The organism is Dyadobacter arcticus (assembly GCF_011762185.1).
Taxonomy (GTDB): Bacteria; Bacteroidota; Bacteroidia; order Cytophagales; family Spirosomataceae; genus Dyadobacter; species Dyadobacter arcticus.
Window position 1 is genome coordinate 53,438 of the sequence record NZ_JAASQJ010000005.1, and the last position, 24,072, is coordinate 77,509.

The 24,072-nt window shown below is 43.3% G+C and carries 23 protein-coding genes; 10 read left to right on the plus strand and 13 right to left on the minus strand.

Going from position 1 to position 24,072, the window contains the following annotated elements; all coding sequences use genetic code 11:
* Positions 1 to 4: 4 nt before the first annotated feature.
* Together FHS68_RS21750 and FHS68_RS21755 are read right to left on the minus strand one after the other, a co-directional pair.
* Complete coding sequence (locus FHS68_RS21750) at positions 5 to 376, minus strand: helix-turn-helix domain-containing protein (RefSeq protein ID WP_167274880.1); 372 nt, start codon at positions 374 to 376, stop codon at positions 5 to 7.
* A gap of 1 nt (position 377) precedes the next feature.
* Positions 378 to 650 carry a type II toxin-antitoxin system HigB family toxin gene (locus FHS68_RS21755; RefSeq protein WP_167274883.1) on the minus strand — a complete coding sequence of 91 codons (273 nt, stop codon included), beginning with the start codon at positions 648 to 650 and terminating at the stop codon, positions 378 to 380.
* A 98-nt stretch (positions 651 to 748) separates the two neighbouring features.
* On the opposite strand from FHS68_RS21755, the gene FHS68_RS21760 reads away from it, so the two are divergent.
* Positions 749 to 1,858, plus strand: coding sequence for an AI-2E family transporter (locus FHS68_RS21760; protein ID WP_167274885.1), 1,110 nt, complete (start codon positions 749 to 751; stop codon positions 1,856 to 1,858).
* A gap of 48 nt (positions 1,859 to 1,906) precedes the next feature.
* Here the strand turns inward: FHS68_RS21760 and FHS68_RS21765 are convergent, their stop codons facing one another.
* The 4 genes from FHS68_RS21765 to FHS68_RS21780 all read right to left on the minus strand — a co-directional run bounded on the left by FHS68_RS21765 (position 1,907) and on the right by FHS68_RS21780 (position 7,009).
* Entirely contained in the window at positions 1,907 to 3,208 is a 1,302-nt protein-coding gene (locus FHS68_RS21765) for an ABC1 kinase family protein (protein ID WP_167274888.1), read from the minus strand.
* A 2-nt stretch (positions 3,209 to 3,210) separates the two neighbouring features.
* Positions 3,211 to 3,885, minus strand: coding sequence for a TetR family transcriptional regulator C-terminal domain-containing protein (locus FHS68_RS21770; RefSeq protein WP_167274890.1), 675 nt, complete (start codon positions 3,883 to 3,885; stop codon positions 3,211 to 3,213).
* 160 nt (positions 3,886 to 4,045) lie between these two features.
* Positions 4,046 to 5,458, minus strand: coding sequence for a D-arabinono-1,4-lactone oxidase (locus FHS68_RS21775; RefSeq protein ID WP_167274892.1), 1,413 nt, complete (start codon positions 5,456 to 5,458; stop codon positions 4,046 to 4,048).
* Positions 5,459 to 5,521: 63 nt separating this feature from the next.
* Positions 5,522 to 7,009 carry an aminotransferase-like domain-containing protein gene (locus tag FHS68_RS21780; protein ID WP_167274895.1) on the minus strand — a complete coding sequence of 496 codons (1,488 nt, stop codon included), beginning with the start codon at positions 7,007 to 7,009 and terminating at the stop codon, positions 5,522 to 5,524.
* A 139-nt stretch (positions 7,010 to 7,148) separates the two neighbouring features.
* On the opposite strand from FHS68_RS21780, the gene FHS68_RS21785 reads away from it, so the two are divergent.
* Positions 7,149 to 9,128, plus strand: coding sequence for a TonB-dependent receptor plug domain-containing protein (locus tag FHS68_RS21785; protein ID WP_167274897.1), 1,980 nt, complete (start codon positions 7,149 to 7,151; stop codon positions 9,126 to 9,128).
* A gap of 54 nt (positions 9,129 to 9,182) precedes the next feature.
* Entirely contained in the window at positions 9,183 to 9,938 is a 756-nt protein-coding gene (locus FHS68_RS21790) for an alpha/beta hydrolase (protein ID WP_167274899.1), read from the plus strand.
* On the opposite strand, the gene FHS68_RS21795 is transcribed toward FHS68_RS21790, so the two are convergent.
* Genes FHS68_RS21795 through FHS68_RS21810 form a run of 4 tightly spaced genes read right to left on the minus strand, consistent with a single transcriptional unit; the run spans position 9,935 to position 13,087 of the window.
* Positions 9,935 to 10,915, minus strand: a complete 981-nt coding sequence (locus tag FHS68_RS21795; RefSeq protein ID WP_167274902.1) for an NAD(P)H-quinone oxidoreductase — start codon at positions 10,913 to 10,915, stop codon at positions 9,935 to 9,937. The two genes, FHS68_RS21790 and FHS68_RS21795, sit on opposite strands and share 4 nt — an antisense overlap.
* Before the next feature lie 17 nt (positions 10,916 to 10,932).
* On the minus strand, positions 10,933 to 11,301 hold the full coding sequence (locus FHS68_RS21800; RefSeq protein ID WP_167274904.1) for a YccF domain-containing protein: 369 nt from the start codon (positions 11,299 to 11,301) through the stop codon (positions 10,933 to 10,935).
* Positions 11,302 to 11,359: 58 nt separating this feature from the next.
* A complete protein-coding gene (locus FHS68_RS21805; protein ID WP_167274907.1) occupies positions 11,360 to 12,025 on the minus strand; it encodes a pseudouridine synthase in 666 nt (221 codons plus the stop codon).
* A 15-nt stretch (positions 12,026 to 12,040) separates the two neighbouring features.
* Complete coding sequence (locus FHS68_RS21810; protein WP_167274910.1) at positions 12,041 to 13,087, minus strand: DUF3500 domain-containing protein; 1,047 nt, start codon at positions 13,085 to 13,087, stop codon at positions 12,041 to 12,043.
* Positions 13,088 to 13,336: 249 nt separating this feature from the next.
* On the opposite strand from FHS68_RS21810, the gene FHS68_RS21815 reads away from it, so the two are divergent.
* The 7 genes from FHS68_RS21815 (at position 13,337) to FHS68_RS21845 (ending at position 20,370) form a co-directional block, all read left to right on the plus strand.
* On the plus strand, positions 13,337 to 14,461 hold the full coding sequence (locus FHS68_RS21815; protein WP_167274912.1) for an FIST signal transduction protein: 1,125 nt from the start codon (positions 13,337 to 13,339) through the stop codon (positions 14,459 to 14,461).
* A gap of 1 nt (position 14,462) precedes the next feature.
* Positions 14,463 to 15,815 (plus strand): sensor histidine kinase, encoded by a 1,353-nt coding sequence (locus FHS68_RS21820; protein ID WP_167274915.1) that lies wholly within the window; start codon positions 14,463 to 14,465, stop codon positions 15,813 to 15,815.
* An 18-nt stretch (positions 15,816 to 15,833) separates the two neighbouring features.
* Positions 15,834 to 16,256 carry a response regulator gene (locus tag FHS68_RS21825; protein ID WP_167274917.1) on the plus strand — a complete coding sequence of 141 codons (423 nt, stop codon included), beginning with the start codon at positions 15,834 to 15,836 and terminating at the stop codon, positions 16,254 to 16,256.
* A gap of 28 nt (positions 16,257 to 16,284) precedes the next feature.
* Positions 16,285 to 18,288 (plus strand): response regulator, encoded by a 2,004-nt coding sequence (locus FHS68_RS21830; RefSeq protein ID WP_167274920.1) that lies wholly within the window; start codon positions 16,285 to 16,287, stop codon positions 18,286 to 18,288.
* Positions 18,289 to 18,428: 140 nt separating this feature from the next.
* Entirely contained in the window at positions 18,429 to 19,346 is a 918-nt protein-coding gene (locus tag FHS68_RS21835) for an alpha/beta hydrolase (protein WP_167274922.1), read from the plus strand.
* 394 nt (positions 19,347 to 19,740) lie between these two features.
* Positions 19,741 to 19,953, plus strand: coding sequence for a hypothetical protein (locus tag FHS68_RS21840; RefSeq protein WP_167274925.1), 213 nt, complete (start codon positions 19,741 to 19,743; stop codon positions 19,951 to 19,953).
* A 129-nt stretch (positions 19,954 to 20,082) separates the two neighbouring features.
* Positions 20,083 to 20,370, plus strand: coding sequence for a hypothetical protein (locus FHS68_RS21845; RefSeq protein WP_167274927.1), 288 nt, complete (start codon positions 20,083 to 20,085; stop codon positions 20,368 to 20,370).
* On the opposite strand, the gene FHS68_RS21850 is transcribed toward FHS68_RS21845, so the two are convergent.
* The 3 genes from FHS68_RS21850 to FHS68_RS21860 all read right to left on the minus strand — a co-directional run bounded on the left by FHS68_RS21850 (position 20,357) and on the right by FHS68_RS21860 (position 24,034).
* On the minus strand, positions 20,357 to 20,860 hold the full coding sequence (locus tag FHS68_RS21850) for a serine acetyltransferase (protein WP_167274930.1): 504 nt from the start codon (positions 20,858 to 20,860) through the stop codon (positions 20,357 to 20,359). The genes FHS68_RS21845 and FHS68_RS21850 overlap by 14 nt on opposite strands.
* 80 nt (positions 20,861 to 20,940) lie before the next feature.
* A complete protein-coding gene (pdeM, locus tag FHS68_RS21855) occupies positions 20,941 to 21,582 on the minus strand; it encodes a ligase-associated DNA damage response endonuclease PdeM (RefSeq protein WP_167274932.1) in 642 nt (213 codons plus the stop codon).
* Positions 21,572 to 24,034 carry a ligase-associated DNA damage response DEXH box helicase gene (locus FHS68_RS21860; protein ID WP_167274935.1) on the minus strand — a complete coding sequence of 821 codons (2,463 nt, stop codon included), beginning with the start codon at positions 24,032 to 24,034 and terminating at the stop codon, positions 21,572 to 21,574. Before FHS68_RS21860 ends, pdeM begins: the two co-directional genes overlap by 11 nt.
* Positions 24,035 to 24,072: the final 38 nt, after the last annotated feature.

Consider the following 24,072-nt stretch of genomic DNA (forward strand, 5'->3'; position numbering starts at 1 on the left):
CGCGTTATATGTGCTGCAAAATGAAATCAGCAGACACATTCAGCTTGGTATGAACCGCTTTAATGAATGGAATATCAGGCTTTTGTTTCCCATTCATGATTAAAGAAAGCTTTGCATCACTCACGCCAAGTGTTTTTGCAAGATCCTTTTGTTTAAGCCTGAGTTCATACATGCGGAGTTCAATCATCCCTTCAAACGTTCTGGGAGGTTCAATGTAGTAATGCTCCATTTCGTAGGCTTGGGCAGCAAGGGCCATTTTACGAATTTTTTTCAGTTCCAGTTCAGATAAATTAGCTTCTCCCCGGCGCATCAATTCATCTATCTCAACCATTGCCTCTTCATACTCAGGCTCAGTTTTGTATTTTAAATTCTTCATTTTAAAGGTTATCTGGATTTACCTTGTCGTACTGAGAGTGAGTTCCTATAAATTTTATGTAAACTGTACGAATTTTAAATGCAATCCGAACTATCATTCTAATGTGATTCCCCTTGATGTTAAAAACATACAGATCATTTCCTATTGCGTCCACTGAATTAAAAACTTTCTTAACGTCATGAAAATGAGACCAATTTGCTTTTTTTACTGTGGTATGCCAATTGTCTAGTGCTTCAAGGGATTCGTGATGTTTTCTGGAAAATTCCCTGATCATCCGGTGCTGATTACAACCATATATATCTTCAATAAGTGTGCGTCCCTAAAATTACAAAAAAATTAGCTCACCACAATTCATTTTAGAATTTCTAAAAAATGCTCCCGACTGACACCCGCCCCTTCTACGAACAACTTGCCTTCTCCCTTTTGTCAATAGGGTTATTAATGGTCGGCATTTATCTCGGGCAGGACATTGTTGTTCCACTCGCGCTGGCAGGACTTATTGCTGTTTTACTTCGCCCGGTGGAAGCCTGGCTGATGAGAATCGGGATTCCCAAAGTCATAGCAATCACGCTGGCTATTTTGTTTGCCATATTGATCGTATCAGCAGTGGGCATCCTATTGTCTATGCAGCTTGCGGATTTTTCGGATGAATGGCCGAAGCTTAAACGGAACATAGACGAATTTTACCGCGACGCCAGAAGATGGATCCGGAGGGAATACAGCTTTACGTATCGTCAGCAGGCTGCCTATCTTAAAAATGCGCAGGATAAAACACTCGAAAATTTGCAAGGCGCGGAAACCCTTGGCGTCGTAGCTGGCCCGCTTGGAACGCTGATCCTGATCCCTATATATGCCTTTTTGTTGCTTTACTACCGCACCATGCTTTTGCATTTCATGGTCGTTTTGTTCGCTGAAAAGCATAAGGAGAAAATCCTTGAAGGGCTAGGAGAAATTAAAACCATTATCCAAGGCTATATGGTTGGCCTGCTCCTCGAAACCGCAGTTGTTGCTGTTTTAAATTCAGTAGGCTTGCTGCTTCTGAATGTTCAATATGCTGTGCTGCTTTCGATTATGGCCGCTATCCTCAACCTCGTTCCCTACATTGGCGGATTGGTTGCCACCGCATTGGCGGTCATGGTAACATTCATTAGTCACCCTGAGATCGACACGATTCTTGGTGTTGTTGGGGTTTTTATCGCCGTTCAATTCATTGACAATAACCTGCTCATCCCTTTGATTGTCGGCTCGAAAGTCAGGATTAATTCTCTTGCGTCAATTGTAGGTGTTCTTGTCGGCGGGGCGTTGGCTGGTTTTTCAGGAATGTTCCTTTCCATTCCCGCCATTGCAATGATGAAGGTCGTATTTGACCGTGTCAATGGCTTGAAACCCTGGGGCATCCTCCTCGGTGACCAAACGCCCGAGCACGCGAATAATAATTTATTCAGGTTGGTGAAAAGGAAGAAGAGCAGCGACGGGACGTAAAAAAAGCAGACAATTAAATTGCCTGCTCTTGAAATCTTCCTTGACTTATTAAACTACAAATTGCTTCGTATCCACAACTGCCTTCAGATCGTGCAGCAGACTAAATAACCCGAAAAAAGTCCGGTTAATGTAAATGAAATGTTTAGAACCGCGGTTCACATTCATTTTCTTTAATTCCTTATCATTCGCATACTTCTCACCCAGGGCAGCTAATTTTCCAAAAAAAGTTTCATCCGAAAAATCAAAACTCTCTGATTGAAACGGCTGCGTCAGAAGCGTCAATACCTCCTTGAAAAGATTGGAAAAGTAAATCGTTTCTTCCCTCGTATCTTTCCCGGACAGGATTTCAAGCTCAAATAATTTCTCCCGAAATATCGCAGGATTGTTGAGATTCTCCGGTTCGGCAAGCTCAAAATATGGATTGTAAAAAGTTTCCGGAATTTCCTTAACGCACCCAAAATCAATTGCAATCAGGTTATCATGATCATCGACCAGGAAATTGCCTGGATGCGGGTCGGCATGGACTTTCCTTAATTGGTGAACCTGAAACATATAAAAATCCCATAATGCCTGCCCGATCTTATTCGAGATATTCTGGTCGGGATTGGTTTTACAGAATTCAGACAAATGCTTTCCGGTCATCCAATCCATAGTGATCACACGCTCGCTTGAATATTCAGGGTAATATTCCGGAAACCGCAAATTTGGTATGTGTGAACAAGCATTGGCAATTTCCGCGCTTTGTGCAATCTCCAATATGTAATTGGTTTCTTCGTTCAATTTTGTCTCAACCTCTTTGAAATACTTCTCCGAATCTTTCGCCGGAATATTGAACATTCTCATGGCAATAGGCTTCACCATCGCAAGGTCCGACGAAATGCTTTCCGCCACGCCCGGATATTGAATTTTCACCGCCAGGTCTCTTCCGCCCAAAGTAGCCTTATGCACCTGGCCAATACTGGCCGCATTGATTGCATTTGGATTGAAGGTATCAAAAAGGTCCAAGGGTGATTTACCAAAATACCTTTTGAAAGTCTTGATAACCAAAGGCGCAGAAAGTGGTGGTACTGAAAATTGTGATAAGGAAAATTTCTCAACATACTGCTGTGGAAGAAAATTTTTCTCCATACTCAGCATTTGAGCCACTTTCAAGGCGCTGCCTTTCAGGTTTTTCAGCCCATCATAAATATCTTCAGCATTGTTTGTATTCAGATTATCACGCGCTAAATCCGGATTGGTGATCTTCTCACCGTAATATTTTAAATAATTTCCTCCGATTTTTACGCCTGTCGTAAGTAACCTGGTTGCACGCTGTATTTTCGAAGTTGGTATGCTATCAATTGTCTCCATTCCTACCGCATCTTTTCTTTAATAATAAATTTTCCAAAGTCGATCACGCTTTCCAAAGGTGTGATATCAATCAGATCAAATGTTGCCCTGATTGACTTTTCAATAAATAAATCTGTTTTTTCAAAGCCAAGGGACTCGTCATCCAGGTAAAATCTCAATGTTACCAGCAACTGAATCCACGCGCCTTCCTCCAGAGCATCCTGTTGCGCTTTATGGATGCGTTCGCTTTTCACTTTTAGATAACCAGCGCTGATATCAGCAATGAATGCTTTGAAATGAGTCCTGAATTCTTTCAATTTTACAAGGCCATTCAAACGGTTTTTGCTATCCGTTAAAGCAAAGACCACATAACTTCTGTTGGCGGTCAAAATCTCAAAATAAGTATAGTAATACGTTAGCAGTTTGTCGCGAAATCCCAGCGTAAGCACATCCCCACTCTGATTGATCAGGCTAACCGCAAGATTGTGGAAGGTGACAAAAACACTTTTTTCGAGAGAATCAATAGACGAAAAGTGCTTGTAAAAGTCCTTTTCAACAAAGCCATTTTGTTTACAAAATAGGTAAACCGACTCGGGCTTCTTGTTGTTTTCCAGGCAGTATTGCATGAATAACTCGGTGATTCTATCGGCAGTAAGTTCCTGCGCAGCTGCCGGAAGCTCTTTTAATTTTGTTGCCATTATCTGTTTTGGATTAAATGAAGTGGTGACTTGTATTCAAATGAACGGCACAAAATACCTCCTCGTGCCTTGAACACACCTGTTTAGACAACAAAATAAATGCCCTTAAACATTCATTTAAGGGCATTTATTTTAATAAAAGTATCGGTATTTCCTATGATCAGCTTTTGAAGACATTGAGGTTTAAAAAGTCATTGCGAAATTTCCCTTTCGGATCGTATTCCATCGCTAGCGCCCGGAATTCCGCCATTTTATCGTAACGTTTTTCAAGAATTTCAGGGGATATCGTAAATAATTTGCCCCAATGCGGCCTGATATTATAAACAGAAAGCTCCTTTTCAATGATTGGAAGCAATTTGCTCACTGCCGGCCAATCCTGTTTCCAAGTAAAGTGAATGGCAACGGAGTCCTGTTTGTAAGCTGGACTCATCCACAAATCGTCCGCAGCAATGGTCCGTATTTCGGAAGTGAATAAGTAAGGTGTGATCTGGCTGCCCAATCTCGAAACTGCCATGATGGCGTCCACTGCGTGTTGTCGCGGGACAAAATATTCCGTCTGCAATTCCTTTCCACTGCTGGGCGTAAAACCCATCTTGAAATGTGGCATACGCTCATACCACGGACCAGCAACCCCCATTTGTTCCGTGCAATTTTCCGCGGATAACTCGGGGATCGGATGCAGATTTTTAGTAGCCAGTTTTCCACCGAAAAATTCGTTGTCAGGTTGCGTTTTTGTTGATTTAGACTTGTCCATTTTATATTTTACCCAAACCTCAGTAATGTCCTTGCTGGCCCAATTGGTAAATAAACTGACGCTGTATCCGCTGCCCTCTATTTTGTCGAAATTGTCTTTAAGTTGGTCCAATGGCACATTTTCATACACATACTGTCCCATTAAAAAAGTAGGCTCCATTTTGAGAGTTACCTTCGTCACCACGCCCAATGCACCCAGGTTTACCACCGCTGCATTAAACTTTTCACCATACTTATCCTTACTTAATTGTAAAACATCGCCCTTCGCCGATACCATTTCCATTGCAGTAACCGCGGTTGCTAAATTTCCATTTTTTTCACCCGAACCGTGCGTCGCAGTTGCGCAGGCGCCAGCCACAGAAATGTGAGGCAAAGACGCCAGATTGTGAAGTGCGAAGCCTTTTTTATGCAAAAAAGGGCTGAGTGCCCCATATTTTAAACCAGAATTAACAGTAACTGTTTTGTTTTTTTCATCTAAAACAATTTGCTCCTCCGCCCCTACCAGCGATATAAATTGATCCCGCGTATCCGCAATGTTATTGAAACAATGCCGCGTACCAAGCACTTTAACCTTACCATATTTTTTTACAGCTTCCTGAACCTGAGAAAGTGTTTTAGCCTGATCGAGCTTTTCTGTGCTGTATTCCAGGTTACCTGCCCAATTTTTTAACTTATCCACAGTTGATGAATCAGCTGCGACCTGACCGTCTGAGGCCCAACCGGGTGCGGCCCAACCGGGTGCGGCCCAACCATCTAATGGTGAAAATAATGGAGCTGTCATTAAAGCTGATGATAGTTTAATAAAGGTGCGCTTTTTCATTGGATATGGATTTTCCCTCAAATTAATTGAATATTTGATGATTTCAACCTTCCAATTCTGATGTTAAACATTCTTTTCGAGGACATTTTTTAAAACATGGATGGACTCTTCGAGCTCATTTTCATCCATACTTCCAAAACCCAGGCGCATTGCACTTAAATTTTCCGTCTGAAATAAAAGCGTTTGTGGCAGGTGAAGATTTTGCTTCAGACATGCTTTGCTAATCCGCATTAGGTTGATATCCTTCCGCCATTCCGTCCAAATGGCCAATCCTCCTGGTGGAGTTTTGAATGTTAGGAAATTACTCAAATGATTTTCAAGCAGTTCGCCGAACAAATCTCTCCGATGATGATAAACCTTTTGCGCCTTTTTGATGTGCCTTTGAATTTCTCCCTCGTCCAGCAGTTCCCCTAACGCCTGTTCCATCATTAAGTCGCCCTGTCTGTCGATAATGCGTCGGAGCTTACCCAATTCCAAAATCAGGTTTTCGGGTGCAACAATATAACCTGCCCTCAACCCTGGTGCCATTGCCTTGCAAAAAGATCCAACATAAACGACCATTCCAGCACCATCCGCACTTGCAAGTGGGAGAACCGGACTGCTATTGTAGTGAAAATCATAATCATGGTCATCTTCCAGAATGATAAACCGGTATTGGATCGACAGATTGAGCAATTCCACCCGACGCTCGGCACTCAATGTTACCGTGGTTGGATAATGATGGTGAGGCGTAATGTACAACATCCGTATGCGTGTGGTTTCGCAAAGTTTCCGGACCGCTTCCACCGAAATTCCCTGATCGTCCACAGGCACCGAGGCGATTTGAGCCCCAGCTTGTTGAAAAATCATATTGGCAACATAATAGCTCAGATTACCAACCACCACGTGATCGCCCTTTTTGATCAGGAGCATTGAAGCCAGATAAATGCCCATCTGAATGCCGCGCGTGGTGATAATGTTGTTGCTTCCAATGTGCAGCCCCCGCGTATTGTTTAGATAATCCGCAAGCTTCCCTCTAAAATAAATGTTGCCTTCTACATGAGAATAACTTAGATATTTTCTATTGTTTTTCCTTTTTAGTACACTCGAATATGCCTTTGCGAGCCTTTCCATGGGCGCAAGGCGCACGTCGGGCAGACCATCTGTAAATTCAAGCTCTACTTTCGAAAGTGACACGGGGCGATCCAGCAGCATACTTCGTTCAAAGGAATAACCGGCTTGTTTGGGATAGCTTACCAGATTTTTTGTATCAAAAGGAAGTGTCACCAAATCACCAACCTGGATTCTTTTGGCTACAAATGTTCCGCTGTTAGGCAATATTTCTATCCATCCTTGCGCATCCAGTTCATTATAAGCAGCGACAACTGTTTTTCGATGGACACCTAGCATTTCCGCCAATGGTCTTGTTCCGGGCAGTTTGACGCCCGATACCAGCACCCCGCGCTGAATCGCATTGATCATTTGGTGGGCAATCTGCAGGTAAACCGCCGTTCCGGAGAGCCGGTCGAGCAGGATTACATTTTTAAAAGGAATTTCAGCCGGACTATTCATTAGATTAAAACCGGGTCATATGAACGGGCCGGCAAGGTATTATCTTTACGGAAGAATTTAGCTTTTAGCTATTAGCTTTTTGGCAGCTACTTTTCGGACACCAATATTTTTATTATTTTGATAATCAATTAGATATCTTATGAAGAGATATTACTTTTTACTTTCATTTTTCTGTCTATCTCATTACGTTTCTGCTCAGGAAATTTCATTGGATCCGGTGACAGTCACTTCTTCGCTAATTGAAAAAAGGGCTTCGCAGACGGGGCGGAACATTGCGGTGATTAACGGAGCGTATTTTCAGAATTTGCCTGTTCACAGCATTGACGACCTTTTGAGATATGTTCCGGGGGTTGAAATTCAGGCGCGTGGGCCAATGGGTTCGCAGAGTGACATTGTTTTGCGGGGGGGCACTTTTCAGCAGGTACTGGTAATCCTGGACGGTTTGCGTTTAAATGATCCGAATACTGGCCATTTCAACAGTTATATCCCCATTTCACCCTCAGAGATCGAACGAATTGAAGTTTTGAAGGGAGCGTCTTCGGCTGTTTATGGGTCCGACGCAGTGGGCGGGGTAATCCATGTGATTTCAAAAACGTTTGCCGCAAAATCGTTTGCCGCCAAGACATTTGCCAAGACACAATTATCTGGCGATCAGGAGAATAATTTACCGGCTAAAACGAACATCAATGCAATGATAGCCGCCGGAGAATATGGCTTGAAAAATGCGAATGTGGGCGGTTTTTATCAAAAAAATAAATTTGCCATTTCAGGCGGCTTGCTCTCTAATAATGCTACCGGCGTTCAGCAACGCGGTATCAAAGGTTTTTTTCACAATAATACGGCCTCACTTTCCCTTCATTATGATCTTTCGCCGAACTGGAATGTTGCTATCAGAAGCGCTTACGATCACCGTGACTTTGCGGCACAAAATTTTTACACCGTCTTAAGGTCAGATACCGCTAGCGAAAAGGTAAAGACTTCATGGAATCAATTGAGGATTGGTTACAAAAAGAATAATACTTCATTTTCTCTCGACGGCGGCTACAAAGCCGTCCATGACCAATATGCTTTCAACCCACATGCGATTGCAAACAGTAGCAAATCGAAACTTTGGCAAGGACTTGCCGTTTTACAGCAAACATTAAGTCCGAAATCCAGCCTGATTGCCGGTATCAATTATCAAAACCGGAAAATTGCATCCAATGATCGGGGCGATCATGCTTTGAGCCAGCTCGCACCATTTGTATCTATTGTGCAGGTTTTTGGAGAGAATTTCACGATAACACCTTCTGTTAGATTGGATTGGCGGGAAAACATAGGTTCCGAACTTGTCCCGCAGATCAATCTATCTTACAAAAAGAACAGCTGGCAGATACGGGGAAGCGCAGGAAAGACAATACGCGACGCCGACTTCACCGAGCGGTTCAACAATTATAACAGAACATTAGTAACGGGCGGAAATGTTGGCAATCCCAATCTAAAAGCGGAACGTTCATTCAGTTATGAGGCAGGTGCCGACTGGTTTTTGACCAAAAGCAATACATCACAGTTTAAGGTATCGGGCACTTTCTTCCAGAGGCTTCAAAATGATCTGATAGACTATGTGACAACGCCTTACGCGCAAATGCCTCGCAAAGATAATCTTTCCAAAACAGGCACTTTTGGTCTGGCTTTGAATATTGCCGAAGTAAACACGACTGGATTTGAACTTGACATTCAATCGGTTAAGGCCCTCACCGCCAATCAAAAACTGATTTTTAATGCAGGCTTCACCTGGCTCGACAGCAAGAATAACAGCCAGGTAACTTCATTTTATGTATCCTCTCATGCCAAATTCCTGACCAATTTTTCAGCGATTTATCAGATTTCAGGATTCTCGCTCAGCCTGAACGGATTATATAAAAAACGCGCAACCCGGGAAGCCAGCGCCATCGAAGCAACCATTTCCAAAAACTACTTTATCTTGAATGCAAAAGCTGAATATGCGTTCCTCAACCGCACATTAGCGATTTTCGTACAGGCAGACAATGCATTCGATGTGCAATACAGTGACTTGCTGGGATCAAAAATGCCTGGGAAATGGCTGATGGCCGGGATTCGGTACAATCTTGTGAAGTGAAATTGAATCGTTATTTTCAGAGACTTCGTATATTTTTGAAAGCGATAGTTTCTTATGTTTTCTAATGTTCGGGTTTCCTTCATTTTATTGATCATCTGTCTGGCCCTCAATAGTCAGCGTTCATTTTCCCAATCTTCACTTTCGGATTCTTCCAAAATGAATGTTTACTTTTTGAGTGGCCTGGGTGCAGATAAGCGGGTTTTTAGCAAATTGAAACTCGATGATCAGTTTGTTGTAAACCACATTGAATGGATTAAACCGGAGAAAAAAGAAACATTGGCGCATTATGCAAGCCGGTTAATCGCGCAGATCGACACTACCCGGCCGTTTCAATTGGTTGGCTTATCTTTTGGGGGCATAATCGCTTCCGAAATGTCCGATATTATCCAACCTAAGCAAATTATCCTCATTTCCAGCACGCCGACTGGCATTCCAGTATCAAAGGGATATCAGGGGTTAATCAAATTTTTGTTGTTATCCCCATTTGCAGCACCCATTTTGAAATCGACGAATTCCATTGTTTACAAATATTTTGGAGCGGATACGCCAGAACTTCAAACCTTATTAAAGGCCATTTTGCATGATATGGATGGCAAATTTTTGAAATGGGCTTTGAACAGAATGAGCAGCTGGGGCCGCAAAAATAAGCCCGATCATTTGTTTCACATCCATGGAACGAACGACAAACTCATCTCCATTAAACTCGTGCAACCCGATGTAACCATCGAAGGAGCCGGACACTTAATGGTTTACGGCCAGGCCGACCAGGTATCGGTTATTTTAAACAAGCAGTTGAAATTGGGTAACTAATCCCAATCATTCACGAGAACAATTTTTCCAATATGCTCGCTGCTTTCCATTAAAGTATGTGCATCAGACGCAGCTGACATTGGGAATTGTTTATATATAACCGGCTGAAAATGGCCACTATCAATAATAGGCCACACTTTTTCCTTAATTTCCTTGGCGAGGGCTGCTTTAAATTCAGGCTCCCGATTTCTCAAAGTGCTTCCCGTAATGGTTAGCCGGTTTCGCATAATCAGACCAAAATCAATGCCATTGGCTATGTTACCATTCATTGTATTGATAAAAACCAATCGCCCGTCCCTTCGCAGCAACCTGATATTTTTTGGGATATAATCCCCTCCAACCATATCGAGAATCACGTCTACGCCAGATTCTTTGAGGATTTCCTCGAAATCTTCGGTTTTATAATTAATGCTTAAATCTGACCCCAATGCATTACAAGCATCACATTTTGAGTCACTTCCGGCCGTTGTAAAAACTTTTGCACCAAAAGCTTTTGCCAATTGGATAGCCGTGATGCCAATACCGCTGCTGCCGCCATGCACCAGAAAATTTTCTCCTGATTGCAGATTACCCCTTTGGAATACATTATGCCAGACTGTAGAAACGGTTTCCGGCAGCGATGCCGCTTGCACAAAGTCAAAACCATTTGGAATCGGCAAACAATGTCCAGCATTGGCAATTGCATATTCCGCATATCCGCCGCCTGTCAGCAATGCGCAAACCTGATCACCCTGTTCCCAATCTATCACCCCATCTCCTACTTGTTCGATTATTCCGGCAATTTCAAGTCCGGGAACGTCCTTCGAAGCATCCGGAGGTGGCGGATATTTGCCTTTGCGTTGCAAAATGTCCGGCCTGTTGACGCCTGCTGCATACACTTTGATTAGTATTTCATTTTCTGCAAGTACTGGGATTTCCCTATACTGCATACACAAAACATCAGGATCACCCGAACTGGTAATAACTACGGCTTTCATGAAATTGAATTGAAATACTAATAAATTTCTTTTCCAAAAGGGGTGAAAGAAAGACTCATCAGCTTGAAATGCTGCCTCGCAAAAGGGAGTCCGATAATGGTAATGGCAAGAATTATTCCAAACACCAGGTGGGTCAATGCGATCCAGATCCCTCCTATTAAAATCCAGACAATATTAAATATAGTAGAAAGACAGCCGGTATTGCCGGGAACTTCACGCACTTGCTGGCCGAAAGGAAATAAGGTAAGGAAGCCGATTTTAAAACATTGTATGCCGAAAGGGATTCCAATAATGGTGAGACAGAGCACAAATCCTGAAATCATGTATTCGAGAAAGACAATGAATCCGCCGAAAATAAGCCAGATAATGTTTCCGATTAAGTTCATGATGAGATGCGTTAAGTAAGATGGCTAATAGATGGCGTAAATCTAGTCTTGCCATTTATTATACGGCAGCGTTTTTTACAGACGGCGACACAGACGAACGGCTGGAAGAAATCGCGGATTGCCAGTTATCAATTTTTAAGCACCGGAAAAATTCTGTTTCCTCTATTTCTCTCACTCCGCCAGGCGGAAGGTCGCCCAAGGTGAGGTCTTCAATGCTGGCCCGCACCAGTCGCTTGCACCGGTGCCCGGCAGTCCGCACCATTTTCCTGATCTGATGGTATTTGCCTTCGGTTAATGTAATGCTCAGCCAGGTAGTGGGAATATGTTCCCAGGTTTCATTTTTATGTTTTGATAAAATTTCAGGTCTCGAAATGATTTCCACTTCGCATGGAGAAGTAACATATTCAACCCCTCCTTTAACCAGAATCCCAATGCCCAACCGTAGCTGTTGCAAGGTATCTTCACCTACATGATGCCCCACATTAACCCAATAGGTACGTTTGTGAGGCACTTCACCCATAAAAAGCAGACTAGTAACTCTTTTATTGGTAGTAAGTATCAGCAACCCCTCAGAATGACTGTCCAATCTTCCGATCGCATGCGTCCCTTCTGGAAAATCGAAATCAATGTCCCCCAAAAGCCGCACATCATCCGAGCTTACAAACTGGGAAACCATATTTGCGGGCTTATTGATGATAAAATACCGGTGCTGGGTTGAAGTCATGGGCAAAGGTACCTCCTAATGCCCTTTCTCATAATGCATTTTGAGCAAATCCTCTCCGAAATCGCTGGCAAGGTCCCGTACAACGGAATGTACGTGGTTGCCTCCGTTTTGGGTATTATCAAATTCGATCAAAAATGTGGGGCCGTGAATGCGGTAATAATGTCCGTGGCCCGGACCGATTTCAGCTTTTTCATCTCCCATCCAGGCAAAATGGATTTTGCTAAGGTCATTTTTTTCTAATTCGTCCCATTGCTGGTTTTTCAAGGTGATGTGGTAGCGTGTCAGATATATCATAATAAGGTTTTTGAAAATCGCTTTTTGCTCCGCTTTCATCTCACCCATTGTAATTCCCTGCATGCTTTCCAGGGAAGCTTTCCGAGAATTGGATGTAAAAATCTCATTGGGAGCCTTGGCTCCCAGGCTGGCTTTCTGATGTTGGGCTGCGTCCAGACTATTCAAAAGCTCAAATGCAAGATCCTGCTCTGCCTTCAAAATGCGCTTACCTTTTTGGGGAACATCCGCCAGTACTTGTCCCGGATTGCTTCCAAAAAAGCTCGGCGTGTAGGTTACTTCTCCTTTTATGGACGAAAAATGCAGGGATAAGTGGTGCCCTTCCATCCGCCAGCCCCAGGGATCATTCCCAGGTGTCCCGAAAACCAGAAATGCATAGTTTTCCGGATCGCGGTAGGAATCATTCGCTGGCCTGGTTTCTACAACTCTCAATACATTTTCGAGATCAATGATCTGTTCAGCTTTGCTGTATCCTTCCAGGCTCAATACAAGCTTTACCATCGCCATCGCCGCCTTTTCCTGGTCGGGGTTTAACTCTTTGAATGTTATTCCTTTCCTGGCCCTGGGAGTGAAATTCCAGTCAAACCGCATCGGATCATTGTAAGGCAATAAAGCTACCTTTTGCTGGTCCGAGCTCAGCGTTTTGAGAAATGCATTCGTAACTGCTGCCATTTCATTCGCCAGCTTTTCATCTTTCAGTTTTTCAGTCGCAAACACAGCATTTGCAGCAGCCAATCCAAGGAGCAGGAATGCCAGTATTATCTTTTTCATATGCATACGATTTAGGAATTACACAATGGTTTCTTCTAAAAGTGAAAAGTAAATCGGGCCGAGAAACTACCATCCGGTTTCCCACCATTCCGGGGAGCTGTTATCTTCCATTAAGGAATTTCCTTTCCCTCGTTATTGTAGCCATTGTATTTCCTACATATACATAGCGATAGATGTAAAATTAATTCGTCTATCAAAAACTTTATGTAAATTGATAATCGATTTAATCAGCTACAAATTACCCTCTCTATGCAAATTGAACAATTCGTTTACACCGACGCTTCTACAAGCGTCGCGTTTTCCTTCGTCCCCCAATTGCTCTTCGTGTTTGGAAACAGGGACATGCTCGAAAAAAGCAGTATAATCGCTCATTTATCCGAACAATTTCCGGAAGCCATTTTTTCAGGATGCTCTACGGCGGGAGAAATCGCCAACGTTTCCGTTCGGGATCACACCATTATCATAACTGGCATCCTGTTTGAAAATACCCTCGTTAAAAGTGCAAAAATTGCGCTGAACGAGATTCAGTTTAGCAGCGTTGAAGCCGGCCGACAGCTGGTGGAACAGTTTCCAAAAGAGGGACTTCGGCATATTTTTGTTGTTTCAGATGGCCTCAAAGTGAACGGGACCGACCTGGTCAAAGGTATGACTGAAGGGCTGGATTCAGAGGTAACATTAACTGGCGGCCTGGCAGGCGACGGATCTCATTTTCAGAAAACCGTAATCGTTGAACCTGATGGCACCGTTACAACCGAAAGCGTAGCAGCGGTAGGATTTTATGGAGAAAGCTTGTCGATTGGTTTCGGCTCGCGCGGCGGGTGGGACAGTTTTGGACTGGACAGGCGTGTTACCAGATCCAAAGAAAACATCTTATTTGAAATCGACGGCGAACCTGCCTTGGACCTTTATAAATCGTTCCTTGGCGACAAAGCCAAAGATCTGCCCGCTTCGGGATTGCTTTTCCCGCTCAGCATGAGGGATAGCGAGGACCGTGCGCCGGTTGTTCGCACTATTCTTGGTATTAATGAAATGGATAAAAGCCTCACTTTTGCCGGCGATATCCCCGAAGGATCATTCGTTCGGCTTATGAAAGCCAATAATGACCGGCTCATTACGGGTGCGGAGGAAGCGGCACATGCTGCCTCCGAAGGTTTGAAAAACGATCCTGAATTTGCGCTGCTCGTAAGTTGCGTCGGGCGGAAGCTGGTACTTAAACAAATGGTTGAAGAAGAAGTAGAATGCGTGTCCGAAGTACTGGCCGATCCGGTGATAACAGGCTTTTACTCGTACGGAGAGCTGGCGCCATTTAATCGCAACTCGCTATGCGAATTGCATAACCAAACGATGACAATCACCACTTTCAGAGAATCTTAAAATGCCTACCCTCGAAATAACAGATGTTAATTATCATAGGCTCTTAAAACGACAGATCAGGAAGTCGCTCCCTCCTGAACTGGCAGAAAGTCCTGAAATTCAGGACTTTCTATTGTCGGTTCACCAGGCTTACTCCGAATTTCAGGATGATTTAGGTAGGGTGGAATTGATTTTAGAGCAAAGTTCTGGTGAATTATTTAAAGCGAACCGTGAACTAAGCCGGATAGCACAGGAAAAAACTGAAGAGGCTGCATTGACAAGCAAACGCCTGGAAGAGGTCGTCAGCAGCATTACCGAAGTACTGGTTCAGCTTGACAAAAGCGGTAACATTATATACCTCAATAACGCCTGGGAAAATATTACCGGCTATACGGTGAGCGAGAGCCTTAACCGTAACTGGATGGATTTCTTCTCGGATTCAGCCGAAGAAATACACCAGATCCTGGAATCTGATTTACAGACTATTGAGGCGACGATCAAGATTTTCACTGCCAATAAAAAGGAAATTTGGGTGGGCGTTTCATTAAGTCACCAATACGCGGGTGATCAGCATGTCGGATACATCGGGACTTTTTCGGATGTGACTGAGCGGATTAATGCGGACAAAAAACTGAAGTCTTACATGCGTGACCTGGAAAGGATCAATGCAGAGCTCGACCAATTCGCCTATGTAGTAAGCCACGATTTGAAGGCTCCTTTACGGGCGATCAATAATTTGTCTGAGTGGATCGAAGAAGATATCAGCCATATGCTGGAGGGTGAAACCATCGATCAGTTCAGGCTGCTCCGGGGACGTGTGCACAGAATGGAAAGCCTGATTAATGGTATCCTGTCCTATTCAAGGGCCGGGAGGATTAAGACGGTCAGGGAAAGATTTGTGATCAAAACCCTTCTGGATGATTTGTGCGAAACATTCAGCAATAAGGGCACAGTGCGGTTTAATCTGGAAGGTAACCTCGATCTGATTTTGGATACCGAAAAAATTACATTAAGCCAGATCCTGCAAAACCTGATTTCCAACGGTATTAAATATAATGATAAGCCAGAAGTAGAAATCGCGATCGGCTGGACGGAAGATGCGACAAAATTCGAATTTTATGTTGGCGACAACGGCCCGGGAATTAGTCCCGAATTTCACGAAAGGATATTTGTCATTTTCCAAACATTACAAGCCAGAGATGAAATGGAAAGTACCGGAGTAGGGCTGGCTATCGTGAAAAAAATCCTGGACGAGAAAGGCGGCGTAATCCGGATAGAATCCAAAATGAATGAGGGGACGAAGTTTTTCTTTACCTGGCCAAAAAATGAAATCAAAGATCCAGAAGCATCTCTTAAAAATAACCCTTTTCAATAATCAATAGCTAAAACTCAAATGTCCCTTTCTAACCCTGTTGCGATGACCATATTATTGGTAGAAGACGATGAAGTAGATGTAATGAATGTGAAGCGCGCATTCAAGAAAAACAATATTTCCAATCCACTGATTGTAGCGTCCAATGGCATTGAAGCCCTGGCGGTACTTCGCTCGGAAGTTCCAAGACCACGAATCGTGCTGCTGGACCTGAATATGCCAAGGATGGGTGGCATCGAATTTCTTAAAGAAATTCGTCAGGATGCGGAGCTGAGCTCTCTATCCGTTTTTGTTATGACGACTTCTAATGAAGATAGTGATAAGATCGACGCTTTCAACCTCAATGTTGCCGGATACATTTTGAAGCCACTTTCTATGGACAGGTTTATCGCAGCGGTTTCAACATTAAATAGTTATTGGACGCTTTGCGAGTTTCCGGAATAATTTACTCAACACCAATTTGACAGATTTTATGGATGCATTAACGATTCTGCTTGTTGAAGATGACGATATTGACGCTATGAACCTGATCCGGGCTATCAAAAAGTCACAGGTGGAAATCGGCGAAGTCAAAATCTGTAAATATGCGGAAGATGCTTTGTTAATGCTCAATTCGTGGCAACCGAGCTGTATTTTTCTCGATTACCAACTCCCCAAGACAAGCGGCCTCGAATTACTTAAAAAGATCAAAACTACGGCACCCAATCTGCCGGTAATTGTCCTTACTTCCCAGGGAGATGAGCGCATTGCAGTAGAAATGATGAAAGCTGGCGCGACCGATTATTTTCCCAAATCCGAAATTAATTCTGAGAAACTAACGAAGGCTTTTCATACGATGAGCCAAATGCTAGAAGTTGAAAAAGGCAGGGAGGAAGCACGTCAGAAATTGGCAGAAAAAGAGGAGTTTATCAATAAAATCGCCCTGTTATCACCCAATATTATTTATGTAATAGATATCGAAAAATGGACTAATATCTTCCATAACAAACAGATCTGGAAGATCCTTGGCTACTCGGAAGATGATATTATGATCGATAGCTACAACGGCCTTTCACAGATCATCAATAACCAGGACCAGCTTACCTTCCGCAAACATTATCATTATATGCGGAATTGGGTAAAAGATGAAGATGTGGTTGAGAACGAATTCCGGTTGATGCACAAAGATGGTTCCGAGGTATGGATCATTACCCGTGAAGTTCCTTTTAAGCGAAATGAAAAAGGAATGGTGCAGGAGGTATTGGGAACTGCCATTGACATTACCAGCCGAAAAATAGCTGAAAAAGAACTCATTCAGGCAAAAAAGGACGCTGAGGAAGCTACACGGATCAAATCCGACTTCCTGTCCACGATGAGTCACGAAATCAGGACGCCCATGAACGGCATCATTGGATTTACTGACTTGCTGCTGACCAGCGATTTTGCAGGGCAGGACAGGGAATATCTGAAAATGATCAAATATTCTGCCGATAACCTGATGGTGATCCTAAATGACATTCTGGACTTTTCAAAAATTGAAGCAGGTAAGTTTGGTCTTGAAAATTTCGAATTTGATCTGAAAGAGAAGCTGGATTATCTCGTTAAAACATTCGAAGTAAGGGCCAAGGAAAAATCCGTTGACCTCAGCTTTCATTTCGATGATAATGTGCCCCATATTTTGATGGGTGATGCATACAGGCTTAATCAGATCCTGATTAACCTCGTCGGAAATGCAATCAAATTCACAGAAGATGGGTTCGTAAAGGTTTCAGTCCATCTTCACCAGGATTACGGCTCCAATCTTGATATCCGGATTGAAGTGGAAGATTCGGGGATTGGAATTTCAGAAGACAAGTTGAGTGCTATTTTTGAAAGTTTTTCCCAGGCACATAACAACAATGCGACCCGGTATTTTGGCGGAACTGGTCTTGGTTTGAGCATAACACGCAAAATCACCGAGCTCATGAACGGAACCATTACTGCGAAGAGCAAACTTGGCGAAGGTGCCACATTCAGCGTAATCCTGAATTTTGGAAAAGGCGGAACCTCATTTGAAGAAGAACGAATGAAAGCACCCGAGATCCTTTCGCTCAAAGGTTATCGGATCCTGGCGGCCGAAGATATTCCCGCTAACCAGATACTGTTGAAGCATTTACTTCGAAAGTGGGAAGCAGAATTCGTTATCTGTAACAACGGAAAAGAAGTGTTGAACAGTCTGGAAGACGGCAGTGAATTTGACCTGATCTTAATGGACATTCAAATGCCGGTCATGGATGGGATTACCGCTATGAAAAAGATCCAGCATAGTTTCCCGCAATATGCCCACATTCCGGTCATTGCATTTACAGCCGATACCTTTGCGCAGACTGCTCCGGAGATTGCCAGCTGCAACTTTACAGACTTTGTTACCAAGCCATTTAAGGCAGAAGAACTCATTAAGGTAATCAGCAGGCACTTGGCATTTACGAAAGCTGCACCCTCAGCCTTGGCTAACTGAACCTGACAGCAATTTGTCACTTCTTGCATTTACTAATTCCCCGCAATTCCGGTTCAGTTAAAACCTGGAATAACAATTAACTGTCTTTGTAACAATCTTTAATACATCTGTTGACGTATGTGCTTAAAAGATAGTTACATATGAAATCCGAAGCACGCGTCGCACTTATCGTCTTAACCATTATCCTGGGCGCATTTTTACTTACCCTTTCTGGGTGTTCCTTCAATCGGATTACGAGATCCAAGGATATACTTTATCAGCCTGCCGCAAGGTCTATTGCTGACCAGCATCTGAGTGTTTTCGCCCCTAAAAGCAAAAAGGAATTGCACGACGTGATCATCTTCGTGCATGGAGGCAACTGGAATTCAGGCCGAAAATCACAATACAATTTTATTGGAAGTAACTGGGCGAAGCGTGGCGTCGTTTATGTAATTATTGATTACCCGCTCAGCCCGTCGGCCAAGTACAATGAAATGGCTGAATCAACCGCAAAATCTGTCAAATGGGTAAAAGAAAATATTGCGGAATACGGCGGGAATCCGGAACGAATATTTCTGTCCGGTCATTCGGCTGGAGGTCATTTGGCTGCGTTGGTTTCCATAGATGATCAGTATTTCAAAAACCTCTCAATCGAAAATCCAGTTGTTGGAACAATCCTGATCGATGCCGCTGGATTAGATATGTATGGCTATTTAATGGAAGAAAAGTTTCCCGCGGGTAATACGTATCTCAATACATTCACAACAAATCCCGACATCTGGAAAAAAGCAACCCCACTTTATCATTTGCACAAAAACATGCCTCCAATGATCATCTACCGGGGGGGTAAGAGCTATCCTTCGATTATTGAAAGCAATGAAAAATTCATAAAAGCATTGCAGGATTACGCACCGGGAACGCCATATCAGATTCAGGAAAACAAGAAACATGTGCCCATGATTACGCAATTTTTCAATCCTTGGAATGGGAGGTATGGGGAGATTTTGGGCTGGATGAAAGGGGTTGAGGGGAGGAAAGGGATGAGGGAGGAAAGGGAGAATGCGGCGATTGGGAATTAGGCTATTGGGCTGGCGAGGTGATTTGGATAGTAAAATGATATATTTGCAACTCACAACCACGCACAACTTATGAAGGGTTATAACTACAAAAAAGCAGCTCAGTTAATCAGTTATTTTGCCGCCTACAATCAGGGTGCTATCAATAAAATGAAAGCGTTCAAATTGATCTGGCTGGTCAATAGGAGCGGTGTCAACTTTTGAATTTCAGAAAATTATAAAAGGGTTTCTGATAAGCAGGAGAATTGACGAAGAGTTCAAGGACGAGGTTAGGGAGCTTTTAATATTTTGATTTTTTATTTCAATTACCGTCGGCTTAAGCCGACGGCTAACAGAAAAAAGAAAGCCGCTCGAAATTTTCTTGTCGGATTTTCGGACTTATTCGTATATTTGGGAAATGAAAAAGTTTGCTTCGGTAACAGAAGCCTTTGAGTGGTGGTCTAAAAGCATTTATCCCAATCTGGCCCCCGATATAAAGAAAGGGAAATACACAAGTGCCTGGAAGGATTTCACCTATCAACAAGGGATTTCTGAAAAAAGAATGAAGGAAATATTATCAGAATTTGGAGATGTGGATGTGAAAACGGTTGTCACTTTTACGCCAAAATAAAAAAATTTGCTCACAATTAGTCCGAAAATCCGACTAGTTTTTATAAATAAAATGCCCGGAGTCTACAGTGTACCAAACTTAAACCTCCGGGCGAGTTCAGTCTATTAACAATTAAACTTTCACGAATCTATGAACACATTTCAGAATTCAACAAACGAAGAAACTAACGGCAGGGAAATGGATCTTATCGGCAACGAGCAAGTTCTCATAAAACAGTCTGAGATCATCAGGCAATTTTTCGCAACCGACGGTTGCGGCGAAATGATAGGGTCGCTTCACAGGATGATTGAAGATTTTTTGTTTACAGAAAATCTGAGCCGGGTGACTCCGGAAATGCGGGTGCATATCGTGAATAATCTGAGGGTTGCAAGTTTGGTGGCTAAGTTAGGCGATTGCAATAGTGTCAAACGGCGTTAATAATACGAGCCGGGTTCCCAACAACAATGCTATTAGCCGGAATACTCTTAGTCACCACCGAACCGGCACCTATTTTAACGTTATCTCCGATCGTTATATCTCCAAGAATACAAACATTGGCGCCAACGTCTACATTGTTGCCAATCTTGGGAGCGCCTCCATGGGTTCCGTCTGCCAACTGCTTACTACCAATTGTAGTGCAGGAACGCAGGATACAGTTTTCTCCGATAACCGTCCTTTGGTTAACGACTAAGGCCTGTCCATGATCTATTCTCAAACCCTTTCCTGCTTTAACCTTCCACGGTACTTCAATACATAATACCCATTCAACAAAAAATCTGTAAAACATTAAGTGGGGAAAGAAAACGATTTTTGCAGCCTTGTTGGCTTCTATCAGCTGAGCCAGCCTGAACATGGGCAATATAATTTTGCCTTTAATATTCCTATCATTTTTAGGTAAGTCTTGTAGTATGTAAGAGAACAGGTTCATTAAAGTTTGACTTATAAGTTGATAGTATTATGCTTATTTGATTACGCCCGACATTTGGCTACGCCCCGCCTCATAACATGCTAGCAAACAGAAAAAACCTTCGTTTCCGTAGTAATGTAAATTTTCCTGTTCTTCGCCAGATCCATTTGGTAACCACCGGTAAAAACTCCGAAACTGGGCACAATCGCCTGGTGATTGTCTATCACAAAACATGGAAGCCGGACGCTCTGCCGTCCTTTGCCATACGTTGTAAAGACAGGGTGAACATGTCCGGCGAATATAAATTTTTCTGAAATGGCTTCGACTTTGGGATGGTGGGTGAAGATGAAATCCCCTTCTTCAAAATCATTTAAATGCACTTCCAGATCAGCTTCCAGGAACAGACTTACCGGCAAAATATCGTGATTTCCGATCACGATCAGCATTTCAATGTGTTGATGCTCTGCCCGCCAGCTTTTAAAAAGCTCCCACTCGACATTGTATTGAGCATGGAATAAGTCCCCCAGGAAAATAATTCGGGTCGCGCCTGTGTTTCGGACGAGTTCGTTTAATCTTTTGAAATTGTTTTCAATGGCATTCGCTGGTACTGCGATTCCCTCTTTTCTGAAATGGGTAACTTTGCCTAAATGAAGGTCCCCGATTAATAAGGTCTGCGTTTCTTCCCAAAAAATGGCTCTTTGTGTCAGTAAAATAAAATGGTTTCCTCTGATTTCAATCTGCATTACTATACTGTTTGATCATTTTCTGGATCCGGTCATCCAGCTTTTCCGAAGTTAGCTGTTCGCGCAATCGATCCACCATAATTGGGAAGGAAAATGGCGTTGGTTTGATGGTTTGCTTAACAATAATTTTCTGGTTTGCGATCCTATCCAGCGCAAGCCGCATTCTTACTTCCTCTAATTGATACGTCAAAACTTCCTGATAAGCCTGTTTGACGAGCAGATTGTTGTCTTCATACTTGCTCACAACATTAAAAAGCAGCGAACTCGAAGCCTGCAACTGACGCGTTTTTATATTTTTTCCCGGATACCCCTGAAACATCAATCCGGAAATACCCGCAATTTCCCTGAATTTCCTTTTAGCCATTTCAGTCGCATTTACACTTTGATAAATATCATCGACCAGATGTTTGGTTGAAAAAAGGTCATTTTCAATGGCAATCTTTTCAAAATCAACATATTGATCACTTAATAACTCAAATCCATAATCATTCATCGCGACTGAAAAGGTGATGGGCGACAACTTACTAATGCGGTAAGCGAGGATAATTGACATCCCTTCGTGCACCAAACGACCTTCAAACGGAAAGATAAAAATATGATGACCTTCGCGCGTCTCACATTGCTCGATGAGCAGTTCGTCAGTTCTCGGGATCATTGAACGGCTTGCCTGTAATTCAAGTAAAGGTTTCATTTTGGCCAGTTCAAGCTCCTTATGAGGGTTTTCAATCGCGTCGGCCAAGCGTTCCCGAATAAATGTGGATAACTGAGAGGAAAGCGGCATCCTCCCGCCTGCCCAGCGAACCAAAAAGCCTTTTTTGCCTTCGGCCTTTTTTACTGACACAGTCATTTCGTGCAGCCTGACAAATTCAACGGTCATTCCTGCGAAGGTAAAAACGTCACCGGGTTTCATCCACGTCACAAAAGACTCCTCCACCGTTCCAAGATACTTGCCGCTTTGCAATTTCACATTAATACCGGTTTCCGAAACGATTGTGCCCATACTTAACCGATGCCGCAAAGCAACACGCCGACTGGTAACCTTATATAATCCATCGACCCGCTCTACCTTTTTATACTCATCATAAACCAACAAAGACGAACTCCCAGTGGTAATGTATCCCAAAAGCCACTCCCATTCCTGCCGGTTCAGATATTGGTAACCGTAGGCATCGCAAACTTCTTCAAACAATTGCGCTTCATCAAAACCTTCGCCCACAGCCAAAGTGATCATCCATTGGGCCAATACATCGAACGCATGCGCAACAGGCGGACGGTCTTCCAGCATATTTTTGGCAACCCCTTCCCGCAAGGAAACGGCCTCAATCAATTCCAATGCATTGGTCGGGCAGAAATAGATTTTGCTATCCACGCCCGGCCTATGACCACTTCTGCCAGCACGTTGGATAAAACGCGCAATGCTTTTTGGACTACCGACTTGAATCACAGTATCAACTGGCCGGAAATCCACCCCCAAATCCAAACTCGCTGTACAGATAACCAGTTTTAGTCTTTCATCATGCAGCGCCTCTTCCACCCAATCACGAATTTCGCGGTCCAGAGAAGCATGATGCAGTGCCATGATGCCTGCGAATTCAGGGTATTTATCAATAATCGTCCGGTACCAGATTTCCGTCCCAGAGCGGGTATTTGTAAAAAGTAATGTCGTTTTGCTCTGATTGACAACCTCCACAACCTGGTCAACCAATCTCGTCCCCATATAACCCGACCAGGGCAATGTCTCCACCCGGGGCGGAATAATGCTTTCAACTATGATCTTTTTATCTGTATTGGCTTTGATAACCACGGATTTACCAACCGGAAACTTCATTCCCAATAAGACATGCTTTGCCTCTTCCAAATTTCCAATGGTCGCAGAGATACCCCAAGTTTGCAGATCCGGTTTGAGGCTTCTTAATCTGGCTAACGCAAGTTCAGTCTGTGTCCCACGCTTGCTTCCCATCAGCTCGTGCCATTCATCCACGACAACTGTATGCAGGTTTTTGAATGTTTCGGAACTGCTTTTTTGTGCAAAAAGGATGTGCAAACTTTCCGGTGTAATGATCAACGCATCCGGCATCTGCTTTTTCTGATCGTTTTTGTCTTTGATGTTGGTATCTCCCGTCCGGATCCCAACACGCCAGGTCAGGTTCATTTCCAGGGATGCCGTTTCCATATTTCGGAATAAGTCCTTGGAGAGCGCACGCAAAGGCGTGATCCAAAGAACCTGTAACCCTCTTTTTGCTTTCAGTTCTTTATTGGCTTTTTCATTGATATGCCGGATCAGGATCGGCACCCAGAGCGAATGAGTTTTCCCGCTACCCGTCGGTGCATTCACCAACCCACTTTTCCCATCCAGATAAGCCTCTGCCGCCTCTCTCTGAAATGTCGCCCATTTCCACTTTTTGGATTTAAACCATTGTTCAGCGAGGGTATGTCCGGGGGAATTGGTCAAAGGATGAAGTGATTATATTGATTCTTGCTGTCTAAAAT

Bases quoted from the DNA above. Each gene is read 5' to 3' on its own strand.
- FHS68_RS21795 (WP_167274902.1), bottom strand. From the start codon at position 10,915: ATGAAAGCCGTAGTTATTACCAGTTCGGGTGATCCTGATGTTTTGTGT.
- FHS68_RS21815 (WP_167274912.1), top strand. From the start codon at position 13,337: ATGCAAATTGAACAATTCGTTTACACCGACGCTTCTACAAGCGTCGCG.
- FHS68_RS21750 (WP_167274880.1), bottom strand. From the start codon at position 376: ATGAAGAATTTAAAATACAAAACTGAGCCTGAGTATGAAGAGGCAATG.
- FHS68_RS21760 (WP_167274885.1), top strand. From the start codon at position 749: ATGCTCCCGACTGACACCCGCCCCTTCTACGAACAACTTGCCTTCTCC.
- pdeM (WP_167274932.1), bottom strand. From the start codon at position 21,582: ATGCAGATTGAAATCAGAGGAAACCATTTTATTTTACTGACACAAAGA.
- FHS68_RS21785 (WP_167274897.1), top strand. From the start codon at position 7,149: ATGAAGAGATATTACTTTTTACTTTCATTTTTCTGTCTATCTCATTAC.
- FHS68_RS21845 (WP_167274927.1), top strand. From the start codon at position 20,083: ATGAACACATTTCAGAATTCAACAAACGAAGAAACTAACGGCAGGGAA.
- FHS68_RS21780 (WP_167274895.1), bottom strand. From the start codon at position 7,009: ATGAATAGTCCGGCTGAAATTCCTTTTAAAAATGTAATCCTGCTCGAC.
- FHS68_RS21850 (WP_167274930.1), bottom strand. From the start codon at position 20,860: ATGAACCTGTTCTCTTACATACTACAAGACTTACCTAAAAATGATAGG.
- FHS68_RS21770 (WP_167274890.1), bottom strand. From the start codon at position 3,885: ATGGCAACAAAATTAAAAGAGCTTCCGGCAGCTGCGCAGGAACTTACT.
- FHS68_RS21805 (WP_167274907.1), bottom strand. From the start codon at position 12,025: ATGACTTCAACCCAGCACCGGTATTTTATCATCAATAAGCCCGCAAAT.
- FHS68_RS21755 (WP_167274883.1), bottom strand. From the start codon at position 650: ATGATCAGGGAATTTTCCAGAAAACATCACGAATCCCTTGAAGCACTA.
- FHS68_RS21765 (WP_167274888.1), bottom strand. From the start codon at position 3,208: ATGGAGACAATTGATAGCATACCAACTTCGAAAATACAGCGTGCAACC.
- FHS68_RS21825 (WP_167274917.1), top strand. From the start codon at position 15,834: ATGTCCCTTTCTAACCCTGTTGCGATGACCATATTATTGGTAGAAGAC.
- FHS68_RS21820 (WP_167274915.1), top strand. From the start codon at position 14,463: ATGCCTACCCTCGAAATAACAGATGTTAATTATCATAGGCTCTTAAAA.
- FHS68_RS21835 (WP_167274922.1), top strand. From the start codon at position 18,429: ATGAAATCCGAAGCACGCGTCGCACTTATCGTCTTAACCATTATCCTG.
- FHS68_RS21840 (WP_167274925.1), top strand. From the start codon at position 19,741: ATGAAAAAGTTTGCTTCGGTAACAGAAGCCTTTGAGTGGTGGTCTAAA.
- FHS68_RS21775 (WP_167274892.1), bottom strand. From the start codon at position 5,458: ATGAAAAAGCGCACCTTTATTAAACTATCATCAGCTTTAATGACAGCT.
- FHS68_RS21790 (WP_167274899.1), top strand. From the start codon at position 9,183: ATGTTTTCTAATGTTCGGGTTTCCTTCATTTTATTGATCATCTGTCTG.
- FHS68_RS21800 (WP_167274904.1), bottom strand. From the start codon at position 11,301: ATGAACTTAATCGGAAACATTATCTGGCTTATTTTCGGCGGATTCATT.
- FHS68_RS21810 (WP_167274910.1), bottom strand. From the start codon at position 13,087: ATGAAAAAGATAATACTGGCATTCCTGCTCCTTGGATTGGCTGCTGCA.
- FHS68_RS21830 (WP_167274920.1), top strand. From the start codon at position 16,285: ATGGATGCATTAACGATTCTGCTTGTTGAAGATGACGATATTGACGCT.